Source organism: Bdellovibrio sp. HCB185ZH (genome assembly GCF_047302455.1).
Classification (GTDB): Bacteria; Bdellovibrionota; Bdellovibrionia; order Bdellovibrionales; family Bdellovibrionaceae; genus Bdellovibrio.
On sequence record NZ_CP178624.1, the window covers coordinates 285,869 to 311,185 of the forward strand.

Here is a 25,317-nt window from a genome sequence, read left to right on the forward strand (position 1 = left end):
TTTTTACGCTTGTGACGGGTGGTCAGCTTAGATGCCCTTCATAATATCACTTAAAAGCTGAATGTGTTGCAGGGGATGTTGTCCCACGCGCTCAAGCATCAGTTTCTTAGCGGCTTCCGTTTTCGGAACACCTTCGAACGTAATCAAACGATCAATTGCATTGGCAGAGCACACAATCACAGCCAAAGGATCGATATCTTTTTCGCGCATGCCCAACGGACCCGAACCGTCGATCAGCTCTTCGTGTTGAGCGATGATGTTGATGACAGATTGATCAAAGTGTTTTTTGTCGCGAACCTTCGTGGCGCCTTCAGAGGGATGTTTCCACCATAAAAGCTTGTCGGCAGGATTCATCGCGGAGAGTTTTTGATTCACGTTCATGCCTGATAAGAAGTGACCGTAATCGTGCAGCAAAGCTCCCAAAGTCAGTAACTGAGTTTTCTTAAGATCGTTCACACCCAATTTTTGCGCGAGGGCAATCGCTAATGTTGAAACCGTCACTCCGTGATGGGCCAAGTTTTTATCCGTGTTTTCCAAATGCATAATCGAAGAAACGGATTGCTGATTCGACATAACGAAGCTCACGTACTTGCCGGCAGCTTCTTTGGCGTAATTGTAAGTTTCCACGTTTTCTGGATTTTCAAAAACCTCTTCGCAGTTTGATTGCTGGGCACCTTGAATAACTTCACAGCGAGTTTGCAGGTCTTTGCCAGAGGAGTTGTCGTAAGCCATTTCCAAATTGCGATCCAGATAACCACGATAAAGCTGTTCCTCGCCAGTCAGGATGTACATTTTGCGAAGCTGCTTTTCTTTCAGACGTTTCAGACGGTCCCCTTCGAAGCTGTCGCCACGACGTAGGTAGAGGATCATCTTTTCATTGATTTTGATGTAGGCATTGAAATCAATCTTTTGGTCTCCCCGAAGTGTGCTCACGCGAATTGAGACATAATCCATTGCTTCCAAACCTTCCGATTGCTATCGTTAAAACGATGTCTATAGATAAAGAAATTGTAAAAGATTTTGTGAACGAGTCAAAGACCTTGATTGAGGATTTGATAGATCTTCTCGAAGGTATTGAAGGCGATTTCTCGCAAGTGCAAAAGTTGGCAGATTATGGAAACGGTGTGGACCGCATCATGGGGGGCGCAAAGAGTTTAGCCCTGTCAGCCTCCTCAGATCATGCCGTTCATTTGATTTCTGACTATACGGCGTTGTGCAAGGCTGTGGGCTATAAGGCTTCGCAAATCAAAGACAATGAGCAATTGTTCGATGTGTGCGTCGCCACTTTACTGGATGGATCGGAAACGCTCAGCACGCTGCTAGATCGCATTGAAGAACCTCTCTCCGCGCTGAAAAATAGCATTCCACAAGCATTCATCGATCGCTTGCGCTGGGTTTCGGGTAAATTTTCTGATGATGTTTCGATGAGTGTCGGGACGGGTAAAGCTGCTGAAGACGAAGTCGGCAAACAGAAGCTTAAACAGAACGAGATCGATGATCTTTTAAAGAAACTGGGGCTTTAATTTCGCTTACGGGGTTCTTAAGGCATCGGTGGTGCAAATTAAATCAGAGACTATGTTTCTAACTTCCCCAAAGCCCATTGGGCCAATTCACCTAATTTTTCATGATCATTTAAGGCTTCAATTTCTGGTTGAAGCCCTTTTATTTTGCGATTTGCCGCCACGATCATGGCATTGCGCTTTAGTCCAAAGGAACCCGCGCGGGCGAGAGGCGTTCCAAAGAAATCTTTGGTTAGCTTTTTTCCTGAGGCTGTCAGAATGTAACTTAATTCTTTTTGTAAAGACTCGGCCGATTCTGTGTCCAATGTCAGGCTTTTTTCGATGGAAAGCTGACCTTTGAAAACTTTTTGATTCCAGGGGCAAACCGTCTGGCAAAGATCGCAACCGAAAAACCAATCGCCGATTTTTTCGCGCAATGATTCCTCAGGCACCTGGCGAGATTCAATCGTCAGATAGGAAATGCATTTGCGAGCGTCCATTTTCTTGGGCTCAATCAAAGCTCCCGTGGGACAGATATCTAGGCAGCGCGTGCAGGTGCCACAGAAATCCGGTAAAGGTTCTATCTCTGTTGTAATTTTCAATGACGTGACGATTTCACCGATGAAAAACAAACTGCCTTTTTTCGGATTGATCACGCAGGTGTTTTTTCCCACCCAGCCGAGTGCCGCTTTTTTTGCCAAATCACGCTCTAACAGCGGGGAGCTGTCAGTGAATGCGAGGAATTCCTCTTCCGGGAAAAGTTTTGTCAGTTCTTCGCAAAGCTTTTGCATACGTTGTTTGAACCAAAAGTGATAATCCATCCCTTGGGCATAAAGACTGACGCGTGCGGATTTAAGGGGGAAATTCTCGAGTTTTTCCGGATGTGGAAAGTAGGGCATGGCGAAAACCAAGGCGCTTTCGGCGCGGCCCCATTTGCTTTTGGGATTTTCTTTGATCGGGGCGTGCTCGGCCAGATATTTCATCTCCCCATGCAAGCCTTCTTCGATCCAACTGCGATAGAAATCAAAACTTAAGGGATTCTGCAAAGGCGCCCAGCCAAAATGGGAAACTCCCAGTTCAGCTAAAAATGGATCTAAGAGAGGTTTTATCTCCTGAGGCGTCACGCGAACAATTTCTTTCTTTCAACAGTTTTTTCCGTACACTTAAAGGCATGGATCAAGTTCGCACGATTTTGCAATCTCATCCCCATTGGCCTGCGGTGGAGGCAATCTACCACAAACTGGCGCAAGAAGGCTACAAGGCCTTTTTGGCAGGCGGTTGTGTGCGAGACGCTCTCTTGGGGCTTAAAGCGAATGATTTGGATATAGCGACGGATGCGACTCCCGATAAAATCGAGGAGTTGTTCGAAAAGACCATCAATGTGGGTAAAAGTTTCGGGGTCATGCGGGTGGTATTAGGTGGCGCCGATATCGAGGTTGCGACCTTTCGTAATGATGGCAGCTATAAAGATGGCCGTCGACCTGATCACGTCGAATTTTCTACTCCGGAAGAAGATGCTGAACGCCGGGATTTCACTGTGAATGCGTTATTTTACGACATGCAAAACCATCAGGTTCTGGATTTCGTTCAAGGCCAAGAGGATTTAAAAAAACAAATCCTGCGCACCGTTGGTGAAGCGAAAAAACGTTTTCAGGAAGACCACCTGCGCTTGCTGCGTGGGGCTCGTTTTGCGGCGCAATTGGATTTCGCAGTGGAGCCTGGGACTTTATCTGCCATGACCGAAATGGCATCGGCTGTGAAAACGGTCAGTGGTGAACGTCTGCGCGACGAAATGGGCAAGCTTTTAAAATCTAAAAATGTGCCTCTGGGTTTAAGAGTAATGCAAGACACGGGTCTACAAAGGGAACTTTTTCCTTGGAAAGCTCCCGACGTGAATTGGACTGCGTACCCGGGTTGTGAGATCTGGCAAAATCTAAGTTTATTTCTGCGCTCTGCAAGCCACTCTGATTTAGAAAAGAGCATCGAGCTTTTGCGTCTTTCCACCAAAGAACGCCGCGGGATTGAAGACGCTTGGGAGCTTTGGCAAAAGCCGCAAGAGTTTTTAGCTTTGCGATTGGGCTTGCAACTGCAACAGATGCAAAAACCCGGAAAAGCATGGGCTTTGGGAGTTTTAATGAAAGAGGGGCATCATGAAGAGGCTATTTTGAGCCTTTTAAATGAAGCCCGCAGTTTTGGCGATGAATTGCCAAAGCCTTTTTTGACAGGCGAAGATCTTAAGGGAAAACTTCAAGGGCCTGCGATTGGCCAGTGTCTGCAGGAAGCGTATTGCCTGCAGCTGGAAAAAACTTTGAAGGATCGCAAACAGGCGCTTTCGTGGCTGGAAAGCTTTCTTAAGAAAGCAAATTAAGGAATTTAAATGACGAACAAAGAAACTCTTAACACTGCCGATATTTATGTGCCTAGCACTTGGAAAAGGCTTGTGGCCGTTACGATCGATCAGGTGTTTCTTGCGATATGCTATGCGCCTTTTTACAGCGCTTTTTATGCGGCCTGGTTTACCGAGGCCGAAGTTGAGTTCAGCCTGTTTCAGCTGTTGATGCTGTTTTTGATTCCTGCTTTGTATGAAGCCGCTTCTTTGATATTGATTTCTGCAACACCTGGGAAATGGATCATGGGACTTAAAGTGGTGCCAGCTCAAGACCCGCAGAGCGAACTGGATTATACGCAATGCCTGCTTCGTCCTTTAACCAGTCGTTTAAGTTTCTTTTTTTCCTGGGCGATTTTTTCCTTGGCCTTTTTCAGATACGATCGCACGCATTTATCTGACTGGGTGGCTGAAACTCGCGTGGTGCAGTTTCAACCGCGCAGCACCCGGGCCGGGATTCGTTGGATCTTAGGCACATTCTTGATTTTATCCTATAGCTATGAGGGCTTGCATTATGCAGCCGCCATTTTAAATGAAATCCACTGGCAAGAAGGCAAAGCGAACCTGCGTGATCTTTTGGCTGTGGGCGGAATGGAGGATGTGCAGTTGGACTTCGATATGGAAGATGAAGGGGAGTAAAGTGAAAATCGCAGCATTAATTTTATCATTGTTGTTTGTAGGTGCGGCGTGGGCACAACCGGCTTCCCAGGCGGATTTTTCGAAAATCAACTTTGTGGGCGTGGAAGTTTTAAGTGCCTCCGGAGATAACGCCTTTCCCTGGGCGGTGAAGCCAATGGTGAATGGCTGGGAAGATCTTTTGAAGAAACTTGAAGATGTGTCATCGACCAAAATCGTTTCCCCGATTTTTTATCTGGCGGAAAAAACTTCTTTTAAGAACATCTTTGTTTTTGTGGGTAAAAGTTCTGATGGAAACTTTCAATTTGTAAATGTCTATTACACCATGGCCGGGGCGATGTACCCCTCGAATATGAAAATCATGAATGTTGAGCATGACCATTTGGATGTGGCCCAAGGAATTCCGAATGAACAGCCCAAAGACTTTTACAAAGTCACAGCGAAGCATCTTTTTCCTTAGCGAAAAAAAATCCTTGAAAAAGGTGCTTGTCGGTTTTCGGGCCGTTCGGATGTCTTTATTTGTTAAGGCTTAAATTTCTTAGCAATGGTGCTGATCATCACGAGATCGATCAACGCCTTGCCGCTGATCGCGTCTTCTTTTAAAGCGGCCATCGCGACTTGCGGAGCTGCGGCGGCGATGCCGTCTCTTAGTGCCGTTGCTTCATGGAAGGAATATGCGATAAATAAAAGCTTACCGAAAGCAGAAATGTCATCCCCAGGAAGGCCTTTTGGGAAGCCTGTTCCACGAAGGTTCTCACGGTGTTGCATGATGCCGTCCTGGATGTCCTGATTGATGGGAACTTTCTTAGCTTTCACCATATTCACAGAGCGCTCTGGATAGTACTTATAATCGTGAGCGAGCTCCGGAGATAGTTTTGTAATATCGATTTCCGTGGCTGCGAAATTGGCTTGAGAAAGTCCGATGTTGTGCAATAGACCTGAGATGGCGGCGGATTCCCGTTTGTCTTCGGGCCATTCTAACAGCTGGGCAAAGTAAGCGGCGTAAGCCGAAACACACAGACAATCATGATAATACGAGCGTGTGTTACCGGTATAGCGGCAAACTTCGTCGTAAAGCTCGGACTGGGAAAGAGTTTTATTCAACTCCAGTTCCGAGATGATCGTTTTGCACTTATCCAAAATCGCTTTCCCCATGGAGTAATCTCCCGAGGCGGCGTTAAGGAACTGCTGCATAAATTCATAGATATTCTTTTTAGAACGATGGAATTTTTCCGTCATCGAGATCGGGAAAGGGAGATTGCGCATGCTCATGATGGTTCGTGCAAATTCAAAGAATTGCTTCATCTGAGTTTTCTTAACATACATCTGCTGACGCATGTTTTTAAACTTTTCCACGTGACGATCTTCGATCACATCACCACTGCGACGTAAAACCACAGACCGATGATTCGCTGGCAAGTGAGCATAGACATCGAAGTTTAAATTGATGTTCGCTTCCATATCGCGCAAATCCACAGGCATTAAAGCTGTGATCGGGATGTTTTCGCCCTCAAGCTCAATCGGTGCCAGTTGCAAAACCATGTCGGAGATAAACTCACGGTCAAAATTGACGTGCATGACTTCGTCAGCGCCATTTTTTTTCACGATATTGAAATCCAGGGGAGCGGAGGAGTGGAGAACAATCAGATGGCAGTCAGGATAATTCATCTTGGTGGTTTGAACCCACTCGTTGGTGGTATTCGTTCCGCCGGCACCATCGATGAGAGCTAGAATAGGCTTGAATTCGGCGTTGGAAGAGGCGTCGATGATTTCGTCGACGCTTTTAAACTCTTGCAGGATATACGGGTAATAGCCCTTTAAGACCGTTTTGATGGTTTCGAGAAAACCCGGCGTCGGGCTTCCTACAATCACATCAACAGTCTTTCCTGGGCTATCAGCCATTATTGCACCGTGATCTCCACGTAAAACGTAGAGTTGTTAGGTAGATTAAAAGGGATAACCAAAGTCGCACCCTTATCTGCCTGAGTGATATTAAATTTACCAGAGATAACAGTCGGAATCGCCATTTCGAAGTTGTAGCCCATTTGATTCAGAGTTGTTTTAGCGGACCCGTAAATCATGTTGGTCATTTCACCAACGGCGTCTTGAACCTCTTGGTTGATCTCTGTGTGCTTCTCACCCAGCATATTCTCAAGAATATGGAAGATGGAATCCTTGCCGTAAGAAATCAAAAGAGTCCCTTTAAGTGGGGGAGCGACCATGCCCACCATACCCGCGATCTCGCCCTTCAAAACGAAAGAAGGCTCGATAAATGGTTTACCTGGTGAAGCATCAGTTTGCGCGATCGTTTTAAGAGTTTTAATAACTCCATCAACAAAGGCATTGATTAGACGTTTGTCAAAGAGCGGATTTATAGCATCCACTTTCGGTGCTGCAGACATATTAAATTCTCCTCAATGCCTTGATTAAGCTGCTTTAGTGCCAGAGTGTTTAGCCCAAACGCGTTCCATTTTCCCTTTAAGAGTCTGGGAGTTGAACGGTTTGACCACGTAGTCAGAAACGCCGGCTTTTGCAGCTTCGAGGATGTGTTTTTGTTCGGATTCGGCAGTTACTAGCATAAATGGAGTCGCCTTAAAGCGAGGGTCTGCCTTGCAGGCCTTCAAAAGGTCGATGCCTTGCATTCCAGGCATATTCCAGTCGGAGATAATAAACTCATATGGCTTACCCGCATCATGGGCAGCAGAAATCATCGGAAGGGCTGTTTTTCCGTCGTCAGCTTCCTCGACGTTGGTGTAGCCAAGCTCGTTTAGAACTTTTTTAATGATTTTTCGCATAGTTGAGAAGTCGTCAACGATCAAAAACTTGGTCGTATTGGGAAACATAATATCTCCTAAGGGCTTTTTTGTGTAAAATCTCCCTTATTATCGGTCTAGTTTTTTAAAACTAGAGTCCAAAGCTATTGCGAAACTTAGAATTTATGTCAGACTTTATTACAGGTGGTCGTGCTGCTTTTGGACATGAGTCCTGGGTAGTGCAAACGGTTTAGATAGAAAAATAAAAAACAATTAGCGGGAGGGAGCAAGGATGCTCAGAGATGTCCTGATTCAAAAAGGTCTTTCAAATAGAGAGGCAGAAGTTGCTGAACTTGTGTCTAAAGGCTTGTCCAACAAGGAAGTTGCGAACCAGCTTTTTGTAACTGAAAAAACAGTAAAATTTCACCTTACAAACATCTACAAAAAGATGAATGTGAAGTCTCGTGCACAATTGATCGTGTGGTGCCTTCCTCATCTTGGTTTTGTTGAGAGTGAAATCCGCGCTGAGAACAACAACCAAAGCGCAACAACTGCTCAAACTTACAACAACAACCAAACGCAAACGATCCCAGCTGGATCTGCGACTGTAGCGGGTGCTACGACTCTTCCAGGTGGCGGCATGAACCGTAATGGTAATTCCGACATCGGTATGGGTGGCATCTAATATAGACGCCCAAAGCGTTGACTGAACTTGATAAGAGTTTAGTATAGAAGGCACGGCATTATATGCTGTGCCTTTTGTTTTTTATTGGAATGTAAAAGGCGTCTTCCTGTCTGTGAAAGGCTCTGTTCTATGGCTAAATCCTCTAAGCCCGTCTCTGTTTCCCAAGTTGTTATGACTCAATTAGTGCTTCCCTCACATACGAATGCTTTAGGCTCTGTTTTCGGCGGCACGATCATGTCGTGGATTGATATTGCAGCAGCGATCGCGGCTCAACGTCACTCTAACAAAGACGTGGTCACAGCATCGATTGATCGTATCAACTTTGTGGCACCAGTTTACAAAGGTTGGGTAGTGAACTTGAAGGCCAGTGTGAATTTCACATCTCGTACATCAATGGAAGTGGGTGTGCGGGTGGATGCGGAAGATCCAAAAACGGGGGAGACATTCCATACAGCCACGGCTTACACGACATTCGTAGCTTTGGGTGCCAACGGAAAGCCGATCGAAGTTCCAGGTTTGGAGTTAAGCTCGGAAGACGACAAACGCCGCTACAATGAAGGCAAAGCTCGTCGCGAATTACGTTTAAAAGAAAAACGCAAAGATTAAAAGGTACGGACACACTTTCTCCATACCTTAAAAAATAAAAACACGACTGCAAATGGCATGGACAAAGTGTGTCCGTACCTTTTAGTCGTTGTCGCGGGGCTGACTGCGTTCGTACATCAGCCTCATGCCATAGACCTGCACAAAGACAAAAACAATCATAATGAACTTCATAAAGAAATCCAGAAGCTGCTCTAAAATCGGAGCGGAGCTGATGGGTTTTGTCAGTTGGAAAATGATCAGCACCATGAGCGATACGATCAGATTTCCGAACACCAATTCAACTTTCATTTTATTTAAAAAGATCACGGGATTTAAAGCCACGATAAGCACGGTCAAAATCGCGTATTTACTGATAAAGGGCATCGACAGCAAAATCATCAATGAGGCATACATCAACAAGCATTGAATGATCACGGCTTCGCGATTGCGCTTAAGAGTGTAAAGGGCGGAGGTTCCGATTCCTGCGAGGGAAATCACTCCCAGGGCCATGAGTTTTTTAAAATCGGCATCCATCGCCAGATAGTAAAAGCAAAACGTAATACTGACGGCCCACACGCTGAGACTTACGTATTTACCTAAATGATTTTGATTAAGAGAAAAATCGCTGCTTTCGAACATAGTATCAGTCCCCACCGACGTGCGCGTGTAAGACCATTATATCTGACATTCGACATAGAGATCATTTTGATCCGGTAACGCTTTAAAACAGAATCCTATTTTGAGACGCTTATCTACAAAGGATTTCAAGCCACGCGAGGGCTTCGGAAGCTTCGTGAGAAAAACTCGAGTCTTCGGGTTTGGTACCTTTATCTTCTAGGGTGATTTTCTTTTTGGCCTGAGCGCACTCTTGGGCAGTGGGTTTGCTTGCTCCCGCCAAAGTTTTTACCGGCTCCATGCTATAGGAGACGAAAAGAACTTGTTCTTCTGCCTCGGTAAGAATGGGATTTTTCATTTTTCTAAAACTGTCGGCAGAAGATTTCACTTCGGCATTCGCTTTGTTGAATTCTGCAGCCGCTCCCTTGAAATCAAGTTTTGCCGCTTTCTCGCGACGAGATTTAAGATCAGCCAACAGATCCGCTCTCGTGCGGGGAGTGGCCCAGGCGATGGAAGCAAATACGATGAAAAGGGCTAGAGTGGTTTTACACATTCGTTGGCTCCCAGTTGCTTATCTGTCATGGCGGCTTTTTTCTGTGTGCATTCTTTGGAGGAGGGTTCAATGCCGTCTTTCAAGCAGTAAGTTTCACCCATTTTTCCACGAATGGCTTTTAGGTAAACGCTGCTTTTTTGAACCATCTGAAGGTAGCATTTATCAGCTGAGATTTTTTGCTTCTTGCACGGATTGTTTTTTTCCGTGTAGAGGCCGGCTTTTTCAGCCAGGGCGCGGGCTTTTTTTATTCCCTCTGCTCCATAGCTGACCGCGGTGAGAGCGCTTACGATTTCGCGGTTTTTTGCGAAGGATTTGTTTTCTTGAAAGAGTTGCGGCTCGATCACGGCGTCACGCATGTGCAGGTAATAGGCGATGCCGTACATTAAATTTCGTCCGAGGCCATCACCGGCGCTGACGAAATCACAGTAGTTGTTGGGAGTGATGCGCGGGCGTTTTGCCAGATCTGATTTCGCGATGTCTTTAAAAGGCTGGCAGGAGTGTTTGCTGCTTTTCGCAACGCCCTCTAAAATGCCTTTGCCATTTCCTTCGGCGATTTCTTCGACTGCGATATTGGTCATCTGACCGATACCTGCTCCGCCGTTCCAGGCGATGGAATAATTAAAGCCGGTTTCGTTATTGAATTTTTGATAAATCACGCGGGCATCAACGGGATTATCTGGAGAAAGACATTTGATCGCGCTGTTTACGGCGAACTGGATATAGCTCACCATATCGCCCGTAATACATTGCTGAGTTTTTCCGCCGACTTGGCCATAGGAAATCTCAATGTCTTGATCCGTACTTTTTTTATTCGCCGTGCAGGCGTAGCCTTTTTGTCCCGGATCGCGCATCAGTGAGGCGTTGATACATTCGCGCTTGATCAAAGCGGGAAGTTGATCAGGAGTTTTCAAGCGGTCATCAAGGTCCCAAATCCCTGTGTCTTCTGGTTGCGCATTTGTTGCGTGGGCAATCTTTTTAAGATCAGTCGTTTGTTTTCCTGAAGAAGTGGGGCTTCCCGGCGGTGGTTCGCAGGCTGGGCCCTTAGCACCCGAGGCCATCTCTTGAAGGAAGGCTTTCTTCAAGGGGTCTGCATTGTCTTTAAAGGACTTATAGAGCTTAAGGTTGTTTTCATTTGCATCGTTCATGCATGCAGGTGTGTCTTTGGAAGGTGCTGTATCCGCGCTGAAGGCACCGGGGCAATGAAGGAGCAACGCTAAGATAAGTAGATAAACCGAAAGCTTTTGCATATACAAAGCCTATCGGAATCAATAAGTGACCCTAAAGTAAAAAATGAGGTTTCCTTGCCTGAGGCAGGACCTTTGTGGGTACAAAGGTCCTCTGGGAGCTATTTTACGATGTAGTCTTTCCAGCGATTGATGAGAGACGGTGTCAGTTGAGTATAACAAACTGTTCCCTCGGTCGCAGTTTCTTTTCTGGAAATCTGTGCTTCACGGCCCAAATCAAAAATTTTGTATTCCTCAGAGCGAGGGAAGTACAACTGCACATCGGTTTGCATTTCGCTCACCATTTGCGCCATTAATTTTTTGAGCTGTTCCACGCCCTGGCCTGTGAGTGCACTGACGAAGACCCGTGGGTATTGTTTCACGCGGAATTGGCGTTCGATCGGAGCCGCATCCACTTTATTAAAGACATGGATGATTTTCTTATCAGCCCAGTTGAACTCTTTGATCAACTCTTCCACAACTTCAATTTGTCTTTCCATGTTTGGTGACGACAAATCCACCACGTGAAGTAAAACATCCGCCTCAGCCGATTCTTCAAGTGTTGCTTTAAAGGCTTCAATCAACTGTGTAGGAAGTTTGCGGATGAAACCCACGGTGTCGGTCACAACTGCTGGAGGTCCATCATTTAGAAAGATCTTGCGAGTTGTGGGATCCAAGGTCGCAAACACCTGATTTTTCGTCATGACTTGCGCGCCGGTTAAGCGATTTAGCAGCGAACTTTTACCCGAGTTGGTGTAACCAATAAGGGCAAAAGAGGGAATTTCATGGCGTTTACGAGATTGTCTGTGTTGAGCACGGTTGCGGCGAACACCTTCAAGTTTTTCTTTAATGATCGCTACGCGTTCGCGGATGCGACGACGGTCGTTCTCTAGTGCGGTTTCACCGGGACCTCTGGTTCCGATACCACCGCCTTGACGAGATAAGGATTCCAACCAGGCGCCGACCATGCGGGGCATTTGATCCAGCAACTGTGCAAGTTCCACTTGAAGTTTTCCCTCAAAGGTCTGAGCACGTTGGGCGAAAATATCCAGGATCAACTGATTGCGATCTACTACGCGCACTTTAACTATTTGTTGTAAGTTTCTTTGTTGGACGCCAGAAAGCTGATGGTCCATGACCACAATTGTCGCCTGACTGTCGCGAACCATTTCAGCGACTTCATCGACTTTTCCAGATCCAATAAGTGTTGCGGGATTCCAGGTGGGCAGGACTTGGATGATGGACCCTACGACTTCGCCGCCAGCAGCGGTGACGAGCTCTTCTAATTCCAGCAGATTTTCTTTGATTTCGGTGAGTGGTTCGGTTTTTAAACCGACCCCGATGACAATGGCTCTATCATGAACTTTGACATGGGCTTGTTGACTCAAATCTAAGAACCCTCCCTTGGTCTACCTTAATTCTAGCACCGTCACTCGGGCGTTTAAAGACAAATCTTTGCCATTTGTCGTGAAAATGATGCGTCTTTAATGATGATTTCGTGAGGCAGCTTAAGACTAACCGCACGAGCTTTGTGAGGTGTCGCGGACTTCATTTGGCGCGCTGAAATCTGCGGTGGAGTTGATTGGGTGGGTATCTTTTTAAGCTCGATGATTTCGGGTGCTGGCATAGCTCAACGCTCCTTTCGTTCCGGAATTTAGTGTATGCGATTCGGATTTGGGGAGAAGGCTGGAATGGGATCGTTTGTGGAGTGGCATATTAAATTTCCAGCAGGGTCGTAGGATCCCAGAAGAGGCGGCGTCGCTGCCATTCGGATGTTCGGGGAGAGCAGCGGAGTAGGTAGGGGTATCGGTCATCTCCAAGGGTTTTGTGGGCTTTGAGGGGATCCCAGGCATCTGTCATAGCCTCGTCGGTGTTCAGGGGCGTGGAGGTATCGGTCACCGGCTTTGGCAAAAAAAAAGCCCGCGTTTTTACGGCGGGCTTTTTGAAATTTAATTTCGTTTCTAATTAGCACTATTGCTTTTTAGCTTCGCGAGACTTCAAAACATCCTTGATGAACTGCGCTTCCAAGGCTGTGAACACAACCGAGTTCACGATTCCATCCACCGTCGTCGTTCTTTGCAAAACGTTGCACGATCTGCGAACGCCGGTTAAGAAGGGCCCAATCACTTCCACTTTGCCCACTTGCTGGATCAATTTGTAAGCAATGTTAGAAGATTCCAAATTCGGGAAGATCAAGATATTCGCGCCGCCCTTAAGATCAGAGAACGGGAATAAGCGCTCCATGATCTCTGGATTCACGGCCGTATCCGCTTGCATATCGCCATCCACCATCAAGCCAGGGCGAGTTTTCTTAACGATCTGAGCCGCTGTCTTCATTTTGCAAGGTGTGCCCTCAGCGCCGCTGAAGTTTGAGTATGAAAGCATCGCCACTTTTGGCTCGATACCAAAATACTCCACCACTTTTGCAGCTTGCATTGCGATCTGTGCGCACTGCTCGGCCGTCGGATTGAAATTCACAGTCGTGTCGGCAAGTACCAGGAATTTATCTTCAAGCAAGATGAAGTTCAAACCCGCTGGAATACCGTTTTGGTAAACTCCCACGGTTTGCAAAATGGGTTTTACTGCATCGGCATAATTCACCGAAGCGCCATTCACAACACCATCCGCATCGCCCATAGTCACCATCATCGCCGCGAAATAGTTCGGATCCGCCATCAAACGTTCCGCTTCGCGCATGTTGATGCCTTTACGCTGTCTTAAAGAGTAAAGCTTTTCAACGTAAGTAAAGAATTTTGGATAAGTCGCCGGATGAATAACCGGAACATCATTCAAGGCTGGGATATCCAGAGCCTGGATTTTTTCTTTCACGCGGTCTGGGTAACCCAATAAAATCGGTTGGCAGATTTTTTCTTCAACCAAAGTGGAAAGGGCTTTAAGAACTTTCGTGCTTGTGCCTTCTGGGAAGACGATGCGAGGAAGCTCTCCACCCATCGCAGTCGCGTTTTGATGAACGCGATTGATTGCGGAGCGGATGAAAACTTTTGACGGACCTTGAAGGGCTTCCAAGGTTTCGCGGTAATGATCCCAGTCTTCAATCTTTCTTGTCGCGACACCAGTTTTGATTGCAGCTTTCGCCACTTCCGGCGCCACCCACAATAGAACGCGGGTGTCGAACGGTTTTGGAATCAAATACTCACGACCGAATTTAAAGGTTTTACCGCCGTAAGTTGCAGATACACGGTCTGGAACTTCCTCGCGGGCAAGTTTTGCCAAGGCGTGAACGGCAGCCAATTTCATTTCTTCGTTGATTTGAGTCGAACGTGTATCAAGGGCTCCACGGAAAATAGATGGGAAGCCTAAAACGTTATTCACTTGATTTGGATAATCGGAACGGCCTGTTGCGATGATCGCATCTGGGCGAGCCGCACGTGCTTTGTCTGGAGTGATTTCAGGTTCTGGATTGGCCATCGCAAAGATGATCGGATCCTTTGCCATATCCTTTAGCATTTCCGGAGTCAGTGCTCCCGCGACGGAAAGACCCACGAATACGTCAGCGCCATGCAAAGCCTGGCTGAGTGTGCGCACTTCTGTTTCAGCAGCGAAGTACTCTTTGTATTTATTCATGCCTGCTGTACGGCCTTTGTAAATCACACCCTGAGAGTCGCACATGATGATGTTTTCACGACGTACACCCAGTGAGATAAAGATTTTCGCGCAAGAGTTCGCAGACGCGCCCGCACCGTTTACGACGATACGGATGTTTTCCATTTTTCTGTTGGTGATGGAAACGGCGTTCAATAGCGCTGCTCCCGATACAATCGCAGTTCCGTGCTGGTCATCATGGAACACCGGGATCTTCATTTCTTTTTTCAGGCGCTCTTCGATTTCAAAACACTCCGGAGCTTTGATGTCTTCTAGATTGATGCCACCGAAAGTGGGTTCCAAAGTTTTGATCGCATTACAGAAAGTATCCACGTCGTTTGCATCCACTTCGATGTCGAAAACGTCGATGCCAGCGAATTGTTTAAAAAGAATCCCTTTACCTTCCATCACGGGTTTCGAAGCGTGAGGACCGATGTTGCCCAAACCCAGAACAGCGGTTCCGTTGGAGATAACTCCCACCAAGTTACCTTTGGCAGTGTAGTCGTAAACTTTCGAAGAGTCCTTCGCGATCACTTTACAAGGAGCTGCTACTCCAGGGGAGTAAGCAAGTGAAAGGTCTTTTTCAGACACGCAGGGTTTTGAAGAAATGACTTCGATTTTTCCTGGCTTACCGCGGCTGTGATACTCCAGAGCTTCTTGGTCGAAGTTGTTGGTCGCGTGTTTCGCTTCTGTCGCTGGCTTATCTGAATTCTTGTTGTTCTTTTTCAATTCATTTTCCAAGGAAATTTCCTTTCGCAGTCTTCGCTCCGATTGGGCCGGAGTATGCTCCTTTTTCTTGAGTCGCAATTTTTAGAAATTTTCTAAAGCTTTTCAGCGTTTAGCTCACTCACGAAATAAGTGCAGTTACTCTATAAAACCTTTGCTTAGGGGGTCAATAAATGGGGGCGATTGGCGCGGGTGGCAATGCCATGACGCACCGTTTTTCACTCGAGAGCATGGATATTGCCTGCGAAAGCGGCGTTTCTATTCGGAGAAATGTTTAGCGCGTCGTTTATGGTCCAACAGTGGTTGCTGGATTTGATCACAGCGGAAATTTCAAAACCGTGAATAGGCATCGGAGGAGTAGCGAAAGCGAAAAATGATGCACTAAGCAACCGGAGCGGCAGTGAAAATTGCTGATTTGTGATGTTGTGCCGGAGGTGTCCGAGTTTTGTTTTTGGAGTTTGATTATCTTCATCGTGGGTGGGGAATGTCTCGGCTTCACAATTGCTGTTCGATTGAGATCGACAAATTTAATTTTTTGGAGATGGTAATGAGTGGTCTTACGTTGATGAGCAATCAAGATCTTGAGAGTAATTTAAAAAGTCTTGTTCGCAAAGAACGGATGTTGCTGCATTTGATTTTGGAGCACATTAGAGAAATCGATTCTCGCAAGATCTACTTGGATCGAGCGCACTCTTCTATGTTTCATTATATGATGAATGAGCTTGGTTATTCGAGTTCGGCAGCGATGCGCAGATTAGATGCAGCCAGAATGTTAAATTCTGTTCCATCCCTAGCGGATAAGATTCAACAGGGCGACGTAAATTTAACCCAGGTGGGTGAGCTTTCTCGCGCAATCAAAGAAAAAGAAAAGAGCGGATTCAAAGTTTCCGATGAAGTCAAAAATCAAATCCTTGATCAGATTTCAGGTTTAAACAGTGAGCAAACACAAAAGGTCGTTGCTTTAAGTTTGGATGTCGATTTGAAAGAGCCGGAAAAAGTGAGAGTGCAGAAAGACGATTCGGTACATCTTTCGATTACTCTGACAAGACAACAATATGAACTGCTCACGAGCTGTAAAGATAAGGCTTCGCATAGTCTTCAACTGGCTTATGGTGATTTCTCTTGGGCGAAAGTTATTGAGGTTGTTGCAGGGCAATATTTGGACTCAAAGTTGTTTGAATCAAAATCTACTAAGTGTGCAAATTCAATCTCGTTGGTTGATGATTGTAGAGCAGATCAGGCAATGAGTAAAAATAAGACGCTTTCAAGCTCACCTTCCACCAATGTGAAAAGCAAAGTTCAAAGAAGCGAGATTGTTGCTGAAAGTATCAATGCAGACAACAAAACTCTGACTTTGAAAACACGCAGATATATTTTGAATCGAGACAAGTGTTGTCAGTACAAAGATAAACGCACGGGTCGACAGTGTCGGAGTACCTATGGATTGCAAGTGGATCACATTGTCCCTCGATGGAGTGGAGGATCCCATGCGCCAGAAAATCTGCAAGTGCTTTGCGGAACTCATAACAATCACAAGTACCGAAGCGAAGCGGGAATAAAACTCCGGCGGGCCGTGAGGTGAATGCCAACTCTATGAGTGGAGTAAATGATTTCATTTTTCATAGGAGATTTTGCTCTGTAGCAGTTCGAAGGGTATGTGCGGTCCATGCCTGAATCAGTGTGAAACATAACTCTTTGGATTGCGGTCAACCTAGACCTGTGCTCGCCAAAAACTAGAGCCGTGGTTCTATTTTCCCTCGGAAAAACTGAGAAAGTGTTTCGAAAAAGCCCCTCGACCTCCTTAGTACAGCGGGAAAGGTTGTTGAAACTAGACCTCGCTTCGTAATTCTGCGTTTGTGTTTGGTCCTCACATGGAAAACCTGTACGATTTTCAGTGGTTAGTCAGAATTACCCAACAGGAGTTTTCTATGAAGTCACCACGTGATGTGGTTCTCGTTGAAGGTGTGCGTACACCATTCGCAAAGTCAGGTACAAAACTTAAAAAAGTTCACCCAGCACAGTTGGGACAAGTTGCGCTAAAGCAGTTAATCGCGCAAACGAACTTGGACGTAAATTCCGTTGATGAAGTGATCATCGGAAACACTGGTAATCCACCAGATGCTGTGAATATCTCGCGCGTTGTTGCATTGAATGCGGGTATCCCGATGAAAACATCGGCGTACACTGTTCACAGAAACTGTGCTTCAGCACTTGAGTCGATCTCTAACGGTTTTGAAAAAATCAAATCCGGCACGATGGATGTTGTGATTGCGGGTGGTACGGAATCCATGTCGCAAATTCCAACTCTGGCGCCGCAAAAATTCCAGGAGATCTACGAAAAACTTTTCGCAGCAAAAGGTCCAAAGCAAGCTTTGCCCTTGTTGTGGAAACTTTTTAAAGCGGACGTAAGCCAAATCAAAGCTCTTCTTCAAGGGAACATGAAAGACCCATACTTCCCACAAATCGGGGTGATGTTAGGTCTGACAGATCCTTTCGTAGGAATCAACATGGGGCAAACAGCAGAGATCCTTGCAAAAGAGTGGGGCTTGAATCGTCAGATGCAAGATGCTTTCGCTCTTCGTTCGCACCAGTTGGCTTCCAAAGCGATGAAAGAAGGTCGCATGAAGGAAGAAATGACTCCGGTGTATTTGGCTCCAGAATACAAAGAAGTGATCTCTGAAGACATCGGTCCTCGTGATACTCAGACGATGGAAGCGTTGGCAAAATTGAAACCGTTCTTTGATAAAGCGACGGGAACAATCACGGCTGGTAACTCATGCCCCATTACCGACGGCGCCGCGATGGTGCTTTTGATGTCTCGTGAGAAAGCAGACCAAATGGGCTACAAACCTCTTGCGACAATCCGCTCATACGGATTCGCAGGTCTTGAGCCAGAGCGCATGGGTCTTGGCCCGGCTTACTCGACGCCGCTTGCGTTGAAGCGCGCCGGTCTTTCATTGAAAGACATCGGTTTGGTAGAGCTCAACGAAGCGTTCGCGGCGCAAGTGATGTCCTGCCAAAGAGCCATGGATTCTGACAAATTCGCTCAAGAGAAACTTGGCTTGTCAGCGAAAGTCGGAGAGATTCGTGACGAGATCCTGAACGTAAACGGTGGCGCGATTGCATTGGGCCATCCGGTGGGCGCAACAGGAACTCGTATCGTATTGACTCTTGCGAAAGAAATGAAACGCAGAGGCGTACAGCACGGTCTTGCAACACTTTGTATCGGTGGCGGTCAAGGTGGTTCTATGATTCTGGAGAATGAAGGCTAGCACGACGGGGCCGAATTCGGGTGCGGTCCTCGCTCCAGCGTACTGTAAGTACGCCTGCGCTGCGGTTCGCTCCGTCCGCCTTGCATCTGGGTCGTTTTGATCGGCCGGGTTGCACGAAGCGGTAAAAAAAACTGATTAGCAACTTAGGAGTTTGCAAAATGTCTATGCTAGAAAGTATCAGAATTAATCCTCAAGGTGAGATCGCAGTTGTTGAGTTCGACCTTGTAGGTGAAAAAGTTAATAAATTTTCGACACCGGTGATGATGAGACTGAAAGACGTGGTTGAAGAACTACGTAAGTCTTCATACAAAGCGGTGATCTTTAAATCCATGAAGCCTAAAATCTTTATCGCAGGTGCTGACATCGAAGAGATCAAAGGCATGACGACGAAAGAACAATTCAACGACGCGGTGAAAGCGGGTCAAGAGATCATGAACATGGTCGAAGACCTTCCAATGCCGACGATCGCGTCTGTGAATGGCGCGTGCATGGGTGGTGGTTGTGAGTTCATCATGTCTTGCGATTACCGAATCGCTTCAGATGACTCTTCAACGAAAATCGGCCTTCCAGAAATCCAGTTGGGTATCCTGCCAGGTTTTGGCGGTACGCAACGTATGCCTCGTATCATGGGCTTGCAGGCGTCACTTGATATCATTCTTGCTGGTAAAGCAGTGAATTCTAAAAAAGCACTGAAATCCGGCTTGGTGGATAAAGTCGTTCATCCAAACTTGCTCGACGAGCAAGCCATCAAATGGGCGAAAGAAATCATCGCCGGCGGCGGTCAAAAGCGTCGCAAAAAATTCCAACCGCAAGGTTTGGTGAATAAAGTTCTTGAAGGCCCTGCAAAAGGCGTTGTGTTTAAGAAAGCCCGCGAAGGCGTGATGAAAGCAACGAAGGGTCACTATCCAGCGCCACTTAAAGCTTTGGATGTAATCCAAAAAACTTACGGCATGAGTGACCGCGATGCGGGTATGCGCATTGAGCGTGAGGGCTTCTGTGAGTTGGGAGTAACTTCCGAATCTAAAAACTTGATCCACGTTTACTACCTAACTGAAATGGTTAAAAAGCAGACGGGCGTTTCAGGTGTGAATGTAAAACCGAAAGAAGTTAAAGGCCTGGGTATTTTGGGTGCGGGAACTATGGGTGGCGGTATCGCTTACGTAGCTGCCGACAAAGGCATTCAAGTTCGCATGAAGGACTTGAATCCAGACGCCTTGGCAAAAGGTTTAAAGCACGCCAGCGATCTTTGGATGAAGTTGGTAAAACGCAAGTCCATCGACAAATATCAATTCCAACAAAAAATCGACGCTGTATCAGTGACGACAGATTACTCTGGTTTCAAAAACCTGGATGTTGTGGTTGAAGCAATCGTTGAAGATATGGGTATCAAGCAAAAAGTCATCGGTGAGTGTGCAGGTCAAATGCGCCCTGACGCGATCATTGCAACGAACACGTCTTCATTGTCTGTGACGGAAATGGCCAAAGGCCATCCACGTCCTGAATATTTCGCAGGGATGCACTTTTTCAATCCCGTGAATAAGATGCCGCTTGTGGAAGTCATCCGCGGTGAAAAAACGTCGGATGAAACTATCGCGACTATTTTCGAATTGACGAAAAAAATGGGTAAAATGCCAGTTGTTGTTAAAGACGGCCCGGGCTTCCTTGTGAACCGTCTGCTTCTTCCATACATGGCAGAAGCCGCGTGGTTGATGCAAGAAGGGATGAGTATTGAAGTCGTAGATAAAGCCTACGTCAAAGAATTCGGTATGCCGATGGGTCCATTTGAGTTGATGGATGAAGTTGGTTTGGATGTATGTATCAAAGTTCTAAAAATCTTCAAAAAAGCTTTCGGCGAGCGTATCGAAATGGCGCCTTGTATGGAAGCTCTTGAAAAATCGGGTCGCTTGGGTCGTAAGAATGGTAAAGGTTTTTATACTTACCAAGCTGATGGCAAACGCGGTGATGTCGATCAAACAGTGTACGGCGCGTTGGGCTTGGGCTCACCAAGCAATCCACTGCAACCAAAAGAGTGCATCGAGCGCGGTGTGTTCGCGATGGTGAATGAGTGTTCACTTGCATTGATCGAAGATCATATCGTCGAGCTTCCACATGAAGTGGACTTGGGTATGATCATGGGTACGGGCTTCCCACCATTCCGTGGTGGTTTGCTGAAGTACGCAGACAGCATTGGCTCGCAATACATCGCTGATCAATTGGCGACGTATGCTTCAAGCCGCAATGCTAAACGTTTGAAGCCAGCAACGCCTCTGGCGAACATGGCTAAATCAAACGCTAAATTTTACAAGTAATCGCCGAAAGACTGCTGACTGCTCCGAACTTAACCGGAGCAGGTCTTAAGAAATTAAGAGGAGCAGCGAGTTGGTGCCTCCGTGAAAACGGAATGAATTGCGAAAGCTTGAGTTAATCTTACTAAACCGAAGCCGAAGTTGAACCTTCGGCTTTTGTTTTTGTGAGAATCTAAATTTAAATCTAGAATCTAAATTTAAATCTAGAATCTAAATTTAAATCTAGAATCTAAATCTAAATCTAAAATTAAATCCCGATTTAAAATTAAATCCTAATTCAAAATTTAAACCAAATTCCTCGTGATCTACGATAAGCTTCTCGAATAGCGATCTGCTTCTATACCACCTCTTAAATACAATCCCCAGTCTAACTCAACAAAAAAGATGGCTTATTCAAAGCTCGATCAATCGCAAACGCACAATTGATCAATCCGACGTGACTGTAAGTCTGTGGGAAATTTCCCCACTGGCTGCGGTTTTCAACGTCAAAGTCTTCACTCATCAAGCCCACATGGTTCGCGGTTCCAATCACTGTGTTTAGCAATTCAGCCGCACGTTCCGCTTCGCCCACATTTGCCAGCGCTTCGATATACCAAAAGCTACAAACCAAGAAGGCTGACTTTTGATGGCCAAAATCATCCGCATGCTTATAGCGAATCAAAAAGCCCTGTTCCAGCATCAATTCTTTTTCCACAGCGCGGATCAAATCTTTCGCCATTTCAACTGGCTTATTATGGAAAAAGCCCATCGTGATCAATTGCAAAATACTCGCATCGATTTCTTCTGAACCCACAGCTTGAGTGTAAGCCTTTTTCTTTTCCGAAAAACATTTTTCAAGCAATGCTTCAGCACGATTCATCGAGCGCAGCGCTCGCTCCTCAAGCTCTATCTTGCCAAGTTTTTTTGCCACCGTGCGAGCGGCGGCACTGCCAGCCCAGTGAAACATCAAAGCATAGCTGTGCAAAGCCTGTTTGCCACGGAACTCCCAAACACCATTATCCGGCGTCTCCATATATTTTTCGATATAACTTAAATTACGCTCAACCAAGCGCAAGGAACGGGTGTTCGCTTTATGAATCAAACGCTCGTCAGTATAAAGCTTAAACAAGGCCATCAATGTTTGCCCATAGGCATCGTGCTGAATTTGTTGTGCCGCTTGATTTCCAATGCGCACGGGTTGATTACCCAGATAGCCAGCAAGGGGCAAAATTTCTTCGGTCAAAAATGGCGAACCATCAATGCGATAACAAGGCTGCAGATTTTCCAGATCCTCGATATCGATATTTTCCACAAAATGCGCGTATTTCTCCATCTCCTCAAAGTGACCCAGGAAATGCAGCGCCGACAAAGTATAAAAAGTATCACGCAACCAACAAAAGCGATAATCCCAGTTGCGACCTTCGTGAGGAATTTCCGGAAGACTCGTTGTGCAGGAAGCAATAATCGCCCCCGTATCCTCGTACTGATGTATTTTCAACGCCAAAGCCGAACGGATCACCTCCGCCTGAAACACTCGCGGAAGATGGCAGTGTTCAATCCATTTTTGCCAATAATTTTCCGTGCGCCTAAAGAAATCTTCGAATGTAGTTTCCAAAGGACCTTCAAGTGGGATGCCCCAGGAAAGAACGAAGTAAATATCGTCTTCTAAAGTAAAGGGCTGTTCCTCTTGAATATATGTCAGCGAAGCATTCGTCGTCAGGCGCACAGGACGCTCCAGGCCCTCGTAGCGAATGTGATTGCTACCCATAAGCTTACCCGGAATCACCTCGCCGTAATTGCCCACAGGAGAGCATCGAGCGATGATGCGAGGACGACCGGAAATCTTTTTAACTTTGCGAAACAGCATTAGCGGTTTGTGATAGCGCTCAAACAAAGTAAAGCGGGGAGCAAAGTCTGTGACTTCGTAAACGCCCTCGGCCGTTTCAATGCGAGTGCGCAGGATGTTCGTATTTCTGATATAGCTTTGGTGAGAGGTGTATTCAGCCGCGTGGGGCTTTACAGAAAACTCGCCACCTTTTTTGTTATCCAGCAATGACCCAAAAATAAAACTGGAGTCAAAGCGTGGCCAGCAAAGCCAGCTCACATTGGTGGATTTATCTATCAGAGCTAAGAACGCGCAGTTTCCAATGAGGCCTTGTTGGTATTGATGATTTTTGAATTCAGCTTGTTGGCCTTCCGGCTTCGCCAGAGGAGTTGTCGAGGAGCTCATCCCAAACCTTTCGTTGAAGAAAGGTCAGCTAATCATTAGTACTCAAACAAATCAATATTCAAACAATAAGAAACTTCAGGAACCTCTTTCATCGATTGATTCAAGCGTTTGATTTCTTCAAGTAAATCTTTGCGCAACTGAATTGCCAAGTTTTTGGAAATTGCCATTGGACAAGTATAGTGCAGGTGATTTTCATTGTAGTGATCCATGCGCTGAATCGCACGCTGGCGCCAGTTTTGGTGGTGTCTAAAAATTAAAGGATTGCCAGCATCCAAGTGAGTATAACCCTGGCGATATTTTAAACCAGCATCGCCCTTTGCCACCAGGCCCACATCAATCAAAAATTGCAGCACACCCTCCACGCGAGGTTCCGGTAAATCTAGTTTTGCCGCAATCTCCTTCACCGAATTAAATTGCCCCGTCGGAACAAGATTGCGAACCGCCGTGTAAATCCAATTGGAATAGTAAATAGCTTTCTGCTCATCCGTAAGATGTCTGTCATTACTGATGCTGACTTTCGCTGCAACCTTGTTCGATTCTGCTTGCAGGCCGCGCATTTTAAAAATCAAGCGCTCCCGCAACTTCACTGTGCCCGCACGACCGATCTCAACCAACACCAGGAAATAGTCGGTCTCTTTTTCGGTGAGTCCCATATCGAGCGCCATCTCATAAGCCTGCTCAGAGGATAAATGTTTCGTGCCGGCCAGAATTTGGGTGAGGTAAGAGCTACTCATGCTCGCCGAAGCCAGGAGGCTTTTACGTTTCCCGGAAGATTGGTTTTCTTCCAATGCCAAATAGTCTTTCAAGTAGGTGCGGTAGTCTTCAAATTTAAAGATGTTCATACGGCGTCCTTGGCTAAAATGTCCGGGCTTGTCCTATAATTCTTGGTGCAAATATCCCTAAATTCAATAGGTTACCGCAAATATCCCGGATTTCCGGACTTTACCAACGGTAAACCGAAACGCCGGTTTTTTAACCTCAAGTAAGTCGCTTAAAACCCGCGCCGGAAGTATCTTGAGTTCACCAACGAGCTGTCAAATTCGGCACCGCCGAAGCAGCTGTTGGCAATCCAGAGGCACAAAGAAAATGAACACCGCAATGAAACTAAAACAACATTCAAAAGTCCGCCAGGCAGCGCACGACATTCGTTCGCCTCTGTCGGCTTTGAATATTTTAGTTAAAACTTGCGGGGACGCCCTTTCTGAAGATGCTAAAGCGTTACTTGAAGCTTCCATCAAAAGAATCAACGAGATCGCAGCCGATTTACTGGCGATCGAAGAATCCTCTCAAGAAGGGGGCGAGATCACAAATGGTGCGGCGATGAGCGGAGAAGAACTTCAAGTATCTCTTGAAAATATTGTGAACGAAAAACGTGTGCAAACACATTGCGAAGTGACGCTGACGTCAAACCTTAGCAACATCGCGGGCAGCGTCGCTTTGCCGAAATCTTATTTTGAAAGAATTGTTTCTAATCTAGTCGATAACTCGATTCAAGCCATGGGAGAAAGAGCGGGTCGCATCCAGATCCTGGTGGTGGAGAATATCGACAGCTCCCTTTCGATCCAAGTCATTGACAATGGTTCAGGCATTCCTTCGCATCGTTTGCCTCAACTGGGTCGAAAGGGAGTCACTTTCCGTCAAGGCGGCACTGGACTGGGTCTGTATCACGCGAACACTGTGATCAGTCATTTCGGTGGTGAAATGGGTATTATCAGCGAGGAGGGTGTGGGTACTATGATTAAAATTAAATTGCCCCGCAGCTTATCATAGCCCGCATCCTTCTCGAATTTTGTGAAAGAAAACATATATAGAAAACCAAAGGGCGGAATTATACTTGCCGTATGCGCATACTCATTCCGGCTTTCTTTCTGATTTCACTGTCAGCGATCTTTGCCCTCGAAGCGGAGGCGCAAAGAAGTTCTACTCACGTGATCAGTGTGGATCGCGTATTCAGTGCGCGTGATCGTTCCATGTCTTATCGATATTTGGTTTCGATTCGCTGTCACGCACTGGGTGAGGATATGAATCAGCGTCCCGTTAAAAATTCCTCATTCGGCTGGCAATTTGGAAATAAGATAGGATCGTCGACCACAGACTCTTCGGGGAATTCAGAATTCACCCAGACATCTTTTGATGGAAATCTCGCCGAGGTTTTGCAGATTGTTTACTTGGGTAAAACGATGATTTTCACTGCAGCACATGGTGTGCAAAATATTTCTGTAGATCAGTCTTGTCGATAAGGTGCAATCACTGGAAATGTAGAGGC

At 46.2% G+C, this 25,317-nt stretch carries 24 protein-coding genes; 11 read left to right on the plus strand and 13 right to left on the minus strand.

The window, feature by feature from the left end; genetic code table 11:
- Positions 1-27 precede the first annotated feature (27 nt).
- Entirely contained in the window at positions 28-954 is a 927-nt protein-coding gene (locus ACLSU7_RS01405; protein WP_413293735.1) for an HD-GYP domain-containing protein, read from the minus strand.
- A 35-nt stretch (positions 955-989) separates the two neighbouring features.
- On the opposite strand from ACLSU7_RS01405, the gene ACLSU7_RS01410 reads away from it, so the two are divergent.
- Complete coding sequence (locus ACLSU7_RS01410; protein WP_413293736.1) at positions 990-1,523, plus strand: hypothetical protein; 534 nt, start codon at positions 990-992, stop codon at positions 1,521-1,523.
- 50 nt (positions 1,524-1,573) lie between these two features.
- On the opposite strand, the gene queG is transcribed toward ACLSU7_RS01410, so the two are convergent.
- Entirely contained in the window at positions 1,574-2,623 is a 1,050-nt protein-coding gene (gene queG / locus ACLSU7_RS01415; RefSeq protein ID WP_413293737.1) for a tRNA epoxyqueuosine(34) reductase QueG, read from the minus strand.
- Between the two features lie 47 nt (positions 2,624-2,670).
- Here queG and ACLSU7_RS01420 point away from each other — a divergent pair, with 47 nt between their 5' ends.
- The 3 genes from ACLSU7_RS01420 to ACLSU7_RS01430 are packed head-to-tail and all read left to right on the plus strand — an operon-like array spanning position 2,671 to position 4,981.
- Complete coding sequence (locus ACLSU7_RS01420) at positions 2,671-3,867, plus strand: CCA tRNA nucleotidyltransferase (protein WP_413293738.1); 1,197 nt, start codon at positions 2,671-2,673, stop codon at positions 3,865-3,867.
- Positions 3,868-3,876: 9 nt separating this feature from the next.
- Entirely contained in the window at positions 3,877-4,524 is a 648-nt protein-coding gene (locus tag ACLSU7_RS01425) for an RDD family protein (protein ID WP_413293739.1), read from the plus strand.
- A gap of 1 nt (position 4,525) precedes the next feature.
- On the plus strand, positions 4,526-4,981 hold the full coding sequence (locus ACLSU7_RS01430; RefSeq protein WP_413293740.1) for a hypothetical protein: 456 nt from the start codon (positions 4,526-4,528) through the stop codon (positions 4,979-4,981).
- A gap of 62 nt (positions 4,982-5,043) precedes the next feature.
- Here ACLSU7_RS01430 and ACLSU7_RS01435 read toward each other — a convergent pair whose 3' ends face one another.
- Genes ACLSU7_RS01435 through ACLSU7_RS01445 form a run of 3 tightly spaced genes read right to left on the minus strand, consistent with a single transcriptional unit; the run spans position 5,044 to position 7,364 of the window.
- Positions 5,044-6,423 carry an HD-GYP domain-containing protein gene (locus tag ACLSU7_RS01435; protein WP_413293741.1) on the minus strand — a complete coding sequence of 460 codons (1,380 nt, stop codon included), beginning with the start codon at positions 6,421-6,423 and terminating at the stop codon, positions 5,044-5,046.
- Positions 6,423-6,923, minus strand: a complete 501-nt coding sequence (locus ACLSU7_RS01440; RefSeq protein WP_142700468.1) for a chemotaxis protein CheX — start codon at positions 6,921-6,923, stop codon at positions 6,423-6,425. The genes ACLSU7_RS01435 and ACLSU7_RS01440 overlap by 1 nt, the downstream gene beginning before the upstream one ends.
- 24 nt (positions 6,924-6,947) lie before the next feature.
- Positions 6,948-7,364, minus strand: coding sequence for a response regulator (locus ACLSU7_RS01445; protein WP_142700467.1), 417 nt, complete (start codon positions 7,362-7,364; stop codon positions 6,948-6,950).
- A gap of 202 nt (positions 7,365-7,566) precedes the next feature.
- On the opposite strand from ACLSU7_RS01445, the gene ACLSU7_RS01450 reads away from it, so the two are divergent.
- On the plus strand, positions 7,567-7,959 hold the full coding sequence (locus ACLSU7_RS01450) for a helix-turn-helix domain-containing protein (protein WP_181604239.1): 393 nt from the start codon (positions 7,567-7,569) through the stop codon (positions 7,957-7,959).
- A gap of 129 nt (positions 7,960-8,088) precedes the next feature.
- The gene (locus tag ACLSU7_RS01455; RefSeq protein ID WP_246845595.1) at positions 8,089-8,565 is read left to right on the plus strand and encodes an acyl-CoA thioesterase; all 477 of its coding nucleotides are present in this window, start codon (positions 8,089-8,091) and stop codon (positions 8,563-8,565) included.
- 81 nt (positions 8,566-8,646) lie between these two features.
- On the opposite strand, the gene ACLSU7_RS01460 is transcribed toward ACLSU7_RS01455, so the two are convergent.
- The 6 genes from ACLSU7_RS01460 to ACLSU7_RS01485 form a co-directional block, all read right to left on the minus strand.
- Complete coding sequence (locus ACLSU7_RS01460) at positions 8,647-9,183, minus strand: hypothetical protein (RefSeq protein WP_413293742.1); 537 nt, start codon at positions 9,181-9,183, stop codon at positions 8,647-8,649.
- Between the two features lie 109 nt (positions 9,184-9,292).
- Positions 9,293-9,712 carry a hypothetical protein gene (locus ACLSU7_RS01465; RefSeq protein WP_413293743.1) on the minus strand — a complete coding sequence of 140 codons (420 nt, stop codon included), beginning with the start codon at positions 9,710-9,712 and terminating at the stop codon, positions 9,293-9,295.
- Positions 9,694-10,959: a hypothetical protein gene (locus ACLSU7_RS01470; protein WP_413293744.1), complete on the minus strand. Its 1,266-nt coding sequence runs from the start codon at positions 10,957-10,959 to the stop codon at positions 9,694-9,696. The genes ACLSU7_RS01465 and ACLSU7_RS01470 overlap by 19 nt, the downstream gene beginning before the upstream one ends.
- Positions 10,960-11,057: 98 nt before the next feature.
- On the minus strand, positions 11,058-12,323 hold the full coding sequence (gene hflX, locus ACLSU7_RS01475) for a GTPase HflX (protein ID WP_413293745.1): 1,266 nt from the start codon (positions 12,321-12,323) through the stop codon (positions 11,058-11,060).
- Between the two features lie 53 nt (positions 12,324-12,376).
- Positions 12,377-12,562, minus strand: coding sequence for a hypothetical protein (locus tag ACLSU7_RS01480; protein ID WP_413293746.1), 186 nt, complete (start codon positions 12,560-12,562; stop codon positions 12,377-12,379).
- A gap of 344 nt (positions 12,563-12,906) precedes the next feature.
- Positions 12,907-15,279, minus strand: coding sequence for an NADP-dependent malic enzyme (locus ACLSU7_RS01485; RefSeq protein WP_413293747.1), 2,373 nt, complete (start codon positions 15,277-15,279; stop codon positions 12,907-12,909).
- A 532-nt stretch (positions 15,280-15,811) separates the two neighbouring features.
- Between ACLSU7_RS01485 and ACLSU7_RS01490 the strand changes: the two genes are divergently transcribed.
- The 3 genes from ACLSU7_RS01490 to ACLSU7_RS01500 all read left to right on the plus strand — a co-directional run bounded on the left by ACLSU7_RS01490 (position 15,812) and on the right by ACLSU7_RS01500 (position 20,845).
- The gene (locus ACLSU7_RS01490) at positions 15,812-16,846 is read left to right on the plus strand and encodes an HNH endonuclease (protein ID WP_413293748.1); all 1,035 of its coding nucleotides are present in this window, start codon (positions 15,812-15,814) and stop codon (positions 16,844-16,846) included.
- Between the two features lie 346 nt (positions 16,847-17,192).
- Positions 17,193-18,536: a thiolase family protein gene (locus ACLSU7_RS01495; protein ID WP_413293749.1), complete on the plus strand. Its 1,344-nt coding sequence runs from the start codon at positions 17,193-17,195 to the stop codon at positions 18,534-18,536.
- 158 nt (positions 18,537-18,694) lie between these two features.
- Positions 18,695-20,845 carry a 3-hydroxyacyl-CoA dehydrogenase NAD-binding domain-containing protein gene (locus tag ACLSU7_RS01500; RefSeq protein WP_413293750.1) on the plus strand — a complete coding sequence of 717 codons (2,151 nt, stop codon included), beginning with the start codon at positions 18,695-18,697 and terminating at the stop codon, positions 20,843-20,845.
- A gap of 364 nt (positions 20,846-21,209) precedes the next feature.
- On the opposite strand, the gene ACLSU7_RS01505 is transcribed toward ACLSU7_RS01500, so the two are convergent.
- Both ACLSU7_RS01505 and ACLSU7_RS01510 read right to left on the minus strand, forming a co-directional pair.
- A complete protein-coding gene (locus tag ACLSU7_RS01505; RefSeq protein ID WP_413293751.1) occupies positions 21,210-23,051 on the minus strand; it encodes a glycoside hydrolase family 15 protein in 1,842 nt (613 codons plus the stop codon).
- Between the two features lie 35 nt (positions 23,052-23,086).
- Positions 23,087-23,893 carry a TIGR02147 family protein gene (locus ACLSU7_RS01510; protein WP_413293752.1) on the minus strand — a complete coding sequence of 269 codons (807 nt, stop codon included), beginning with the start codon at positions 23,891-23,893 and terminating at the stop codon, positions 23,087-23,089.
- 256 nt (positions 23,894-24,149) lie between these two features.
- Here ACLSU7_RS01510 and ACLSU7_RS01515 point away from each other — a divergent pair, with 256 nt between their 5' ends.
- Together ACLSU7_RS01515 and ACLSU7_RS01520 are read left to right on the plus strand one after the other, a co-directional pair.
- Positions 24,150-24,821 carry a sensor histidine kinase gene (locus tag ACLSU7_RS01515; protein WP_413293753.1) on the plus strand — a complete coding sequence of 224 codons (672 nt, stop codon included), beginning with the start codon at positions 24,150-24,152 and terminating at the stop codon, positions 24,819-24,821.
- 71 nt (positions 24,822-24,892) lie between these two features.
- A complete protein-coding gene (locus ACLSU7_RS01520) occupies positions 24,893-25,291 on the plus strand; it encodes a hypothetical protein (RefSeq protein WP_413293754.1) in 399 nt (132 codons plus the stop codon).
- Positions 25,292-25,317: the final 26 nt, after the last annotated feature.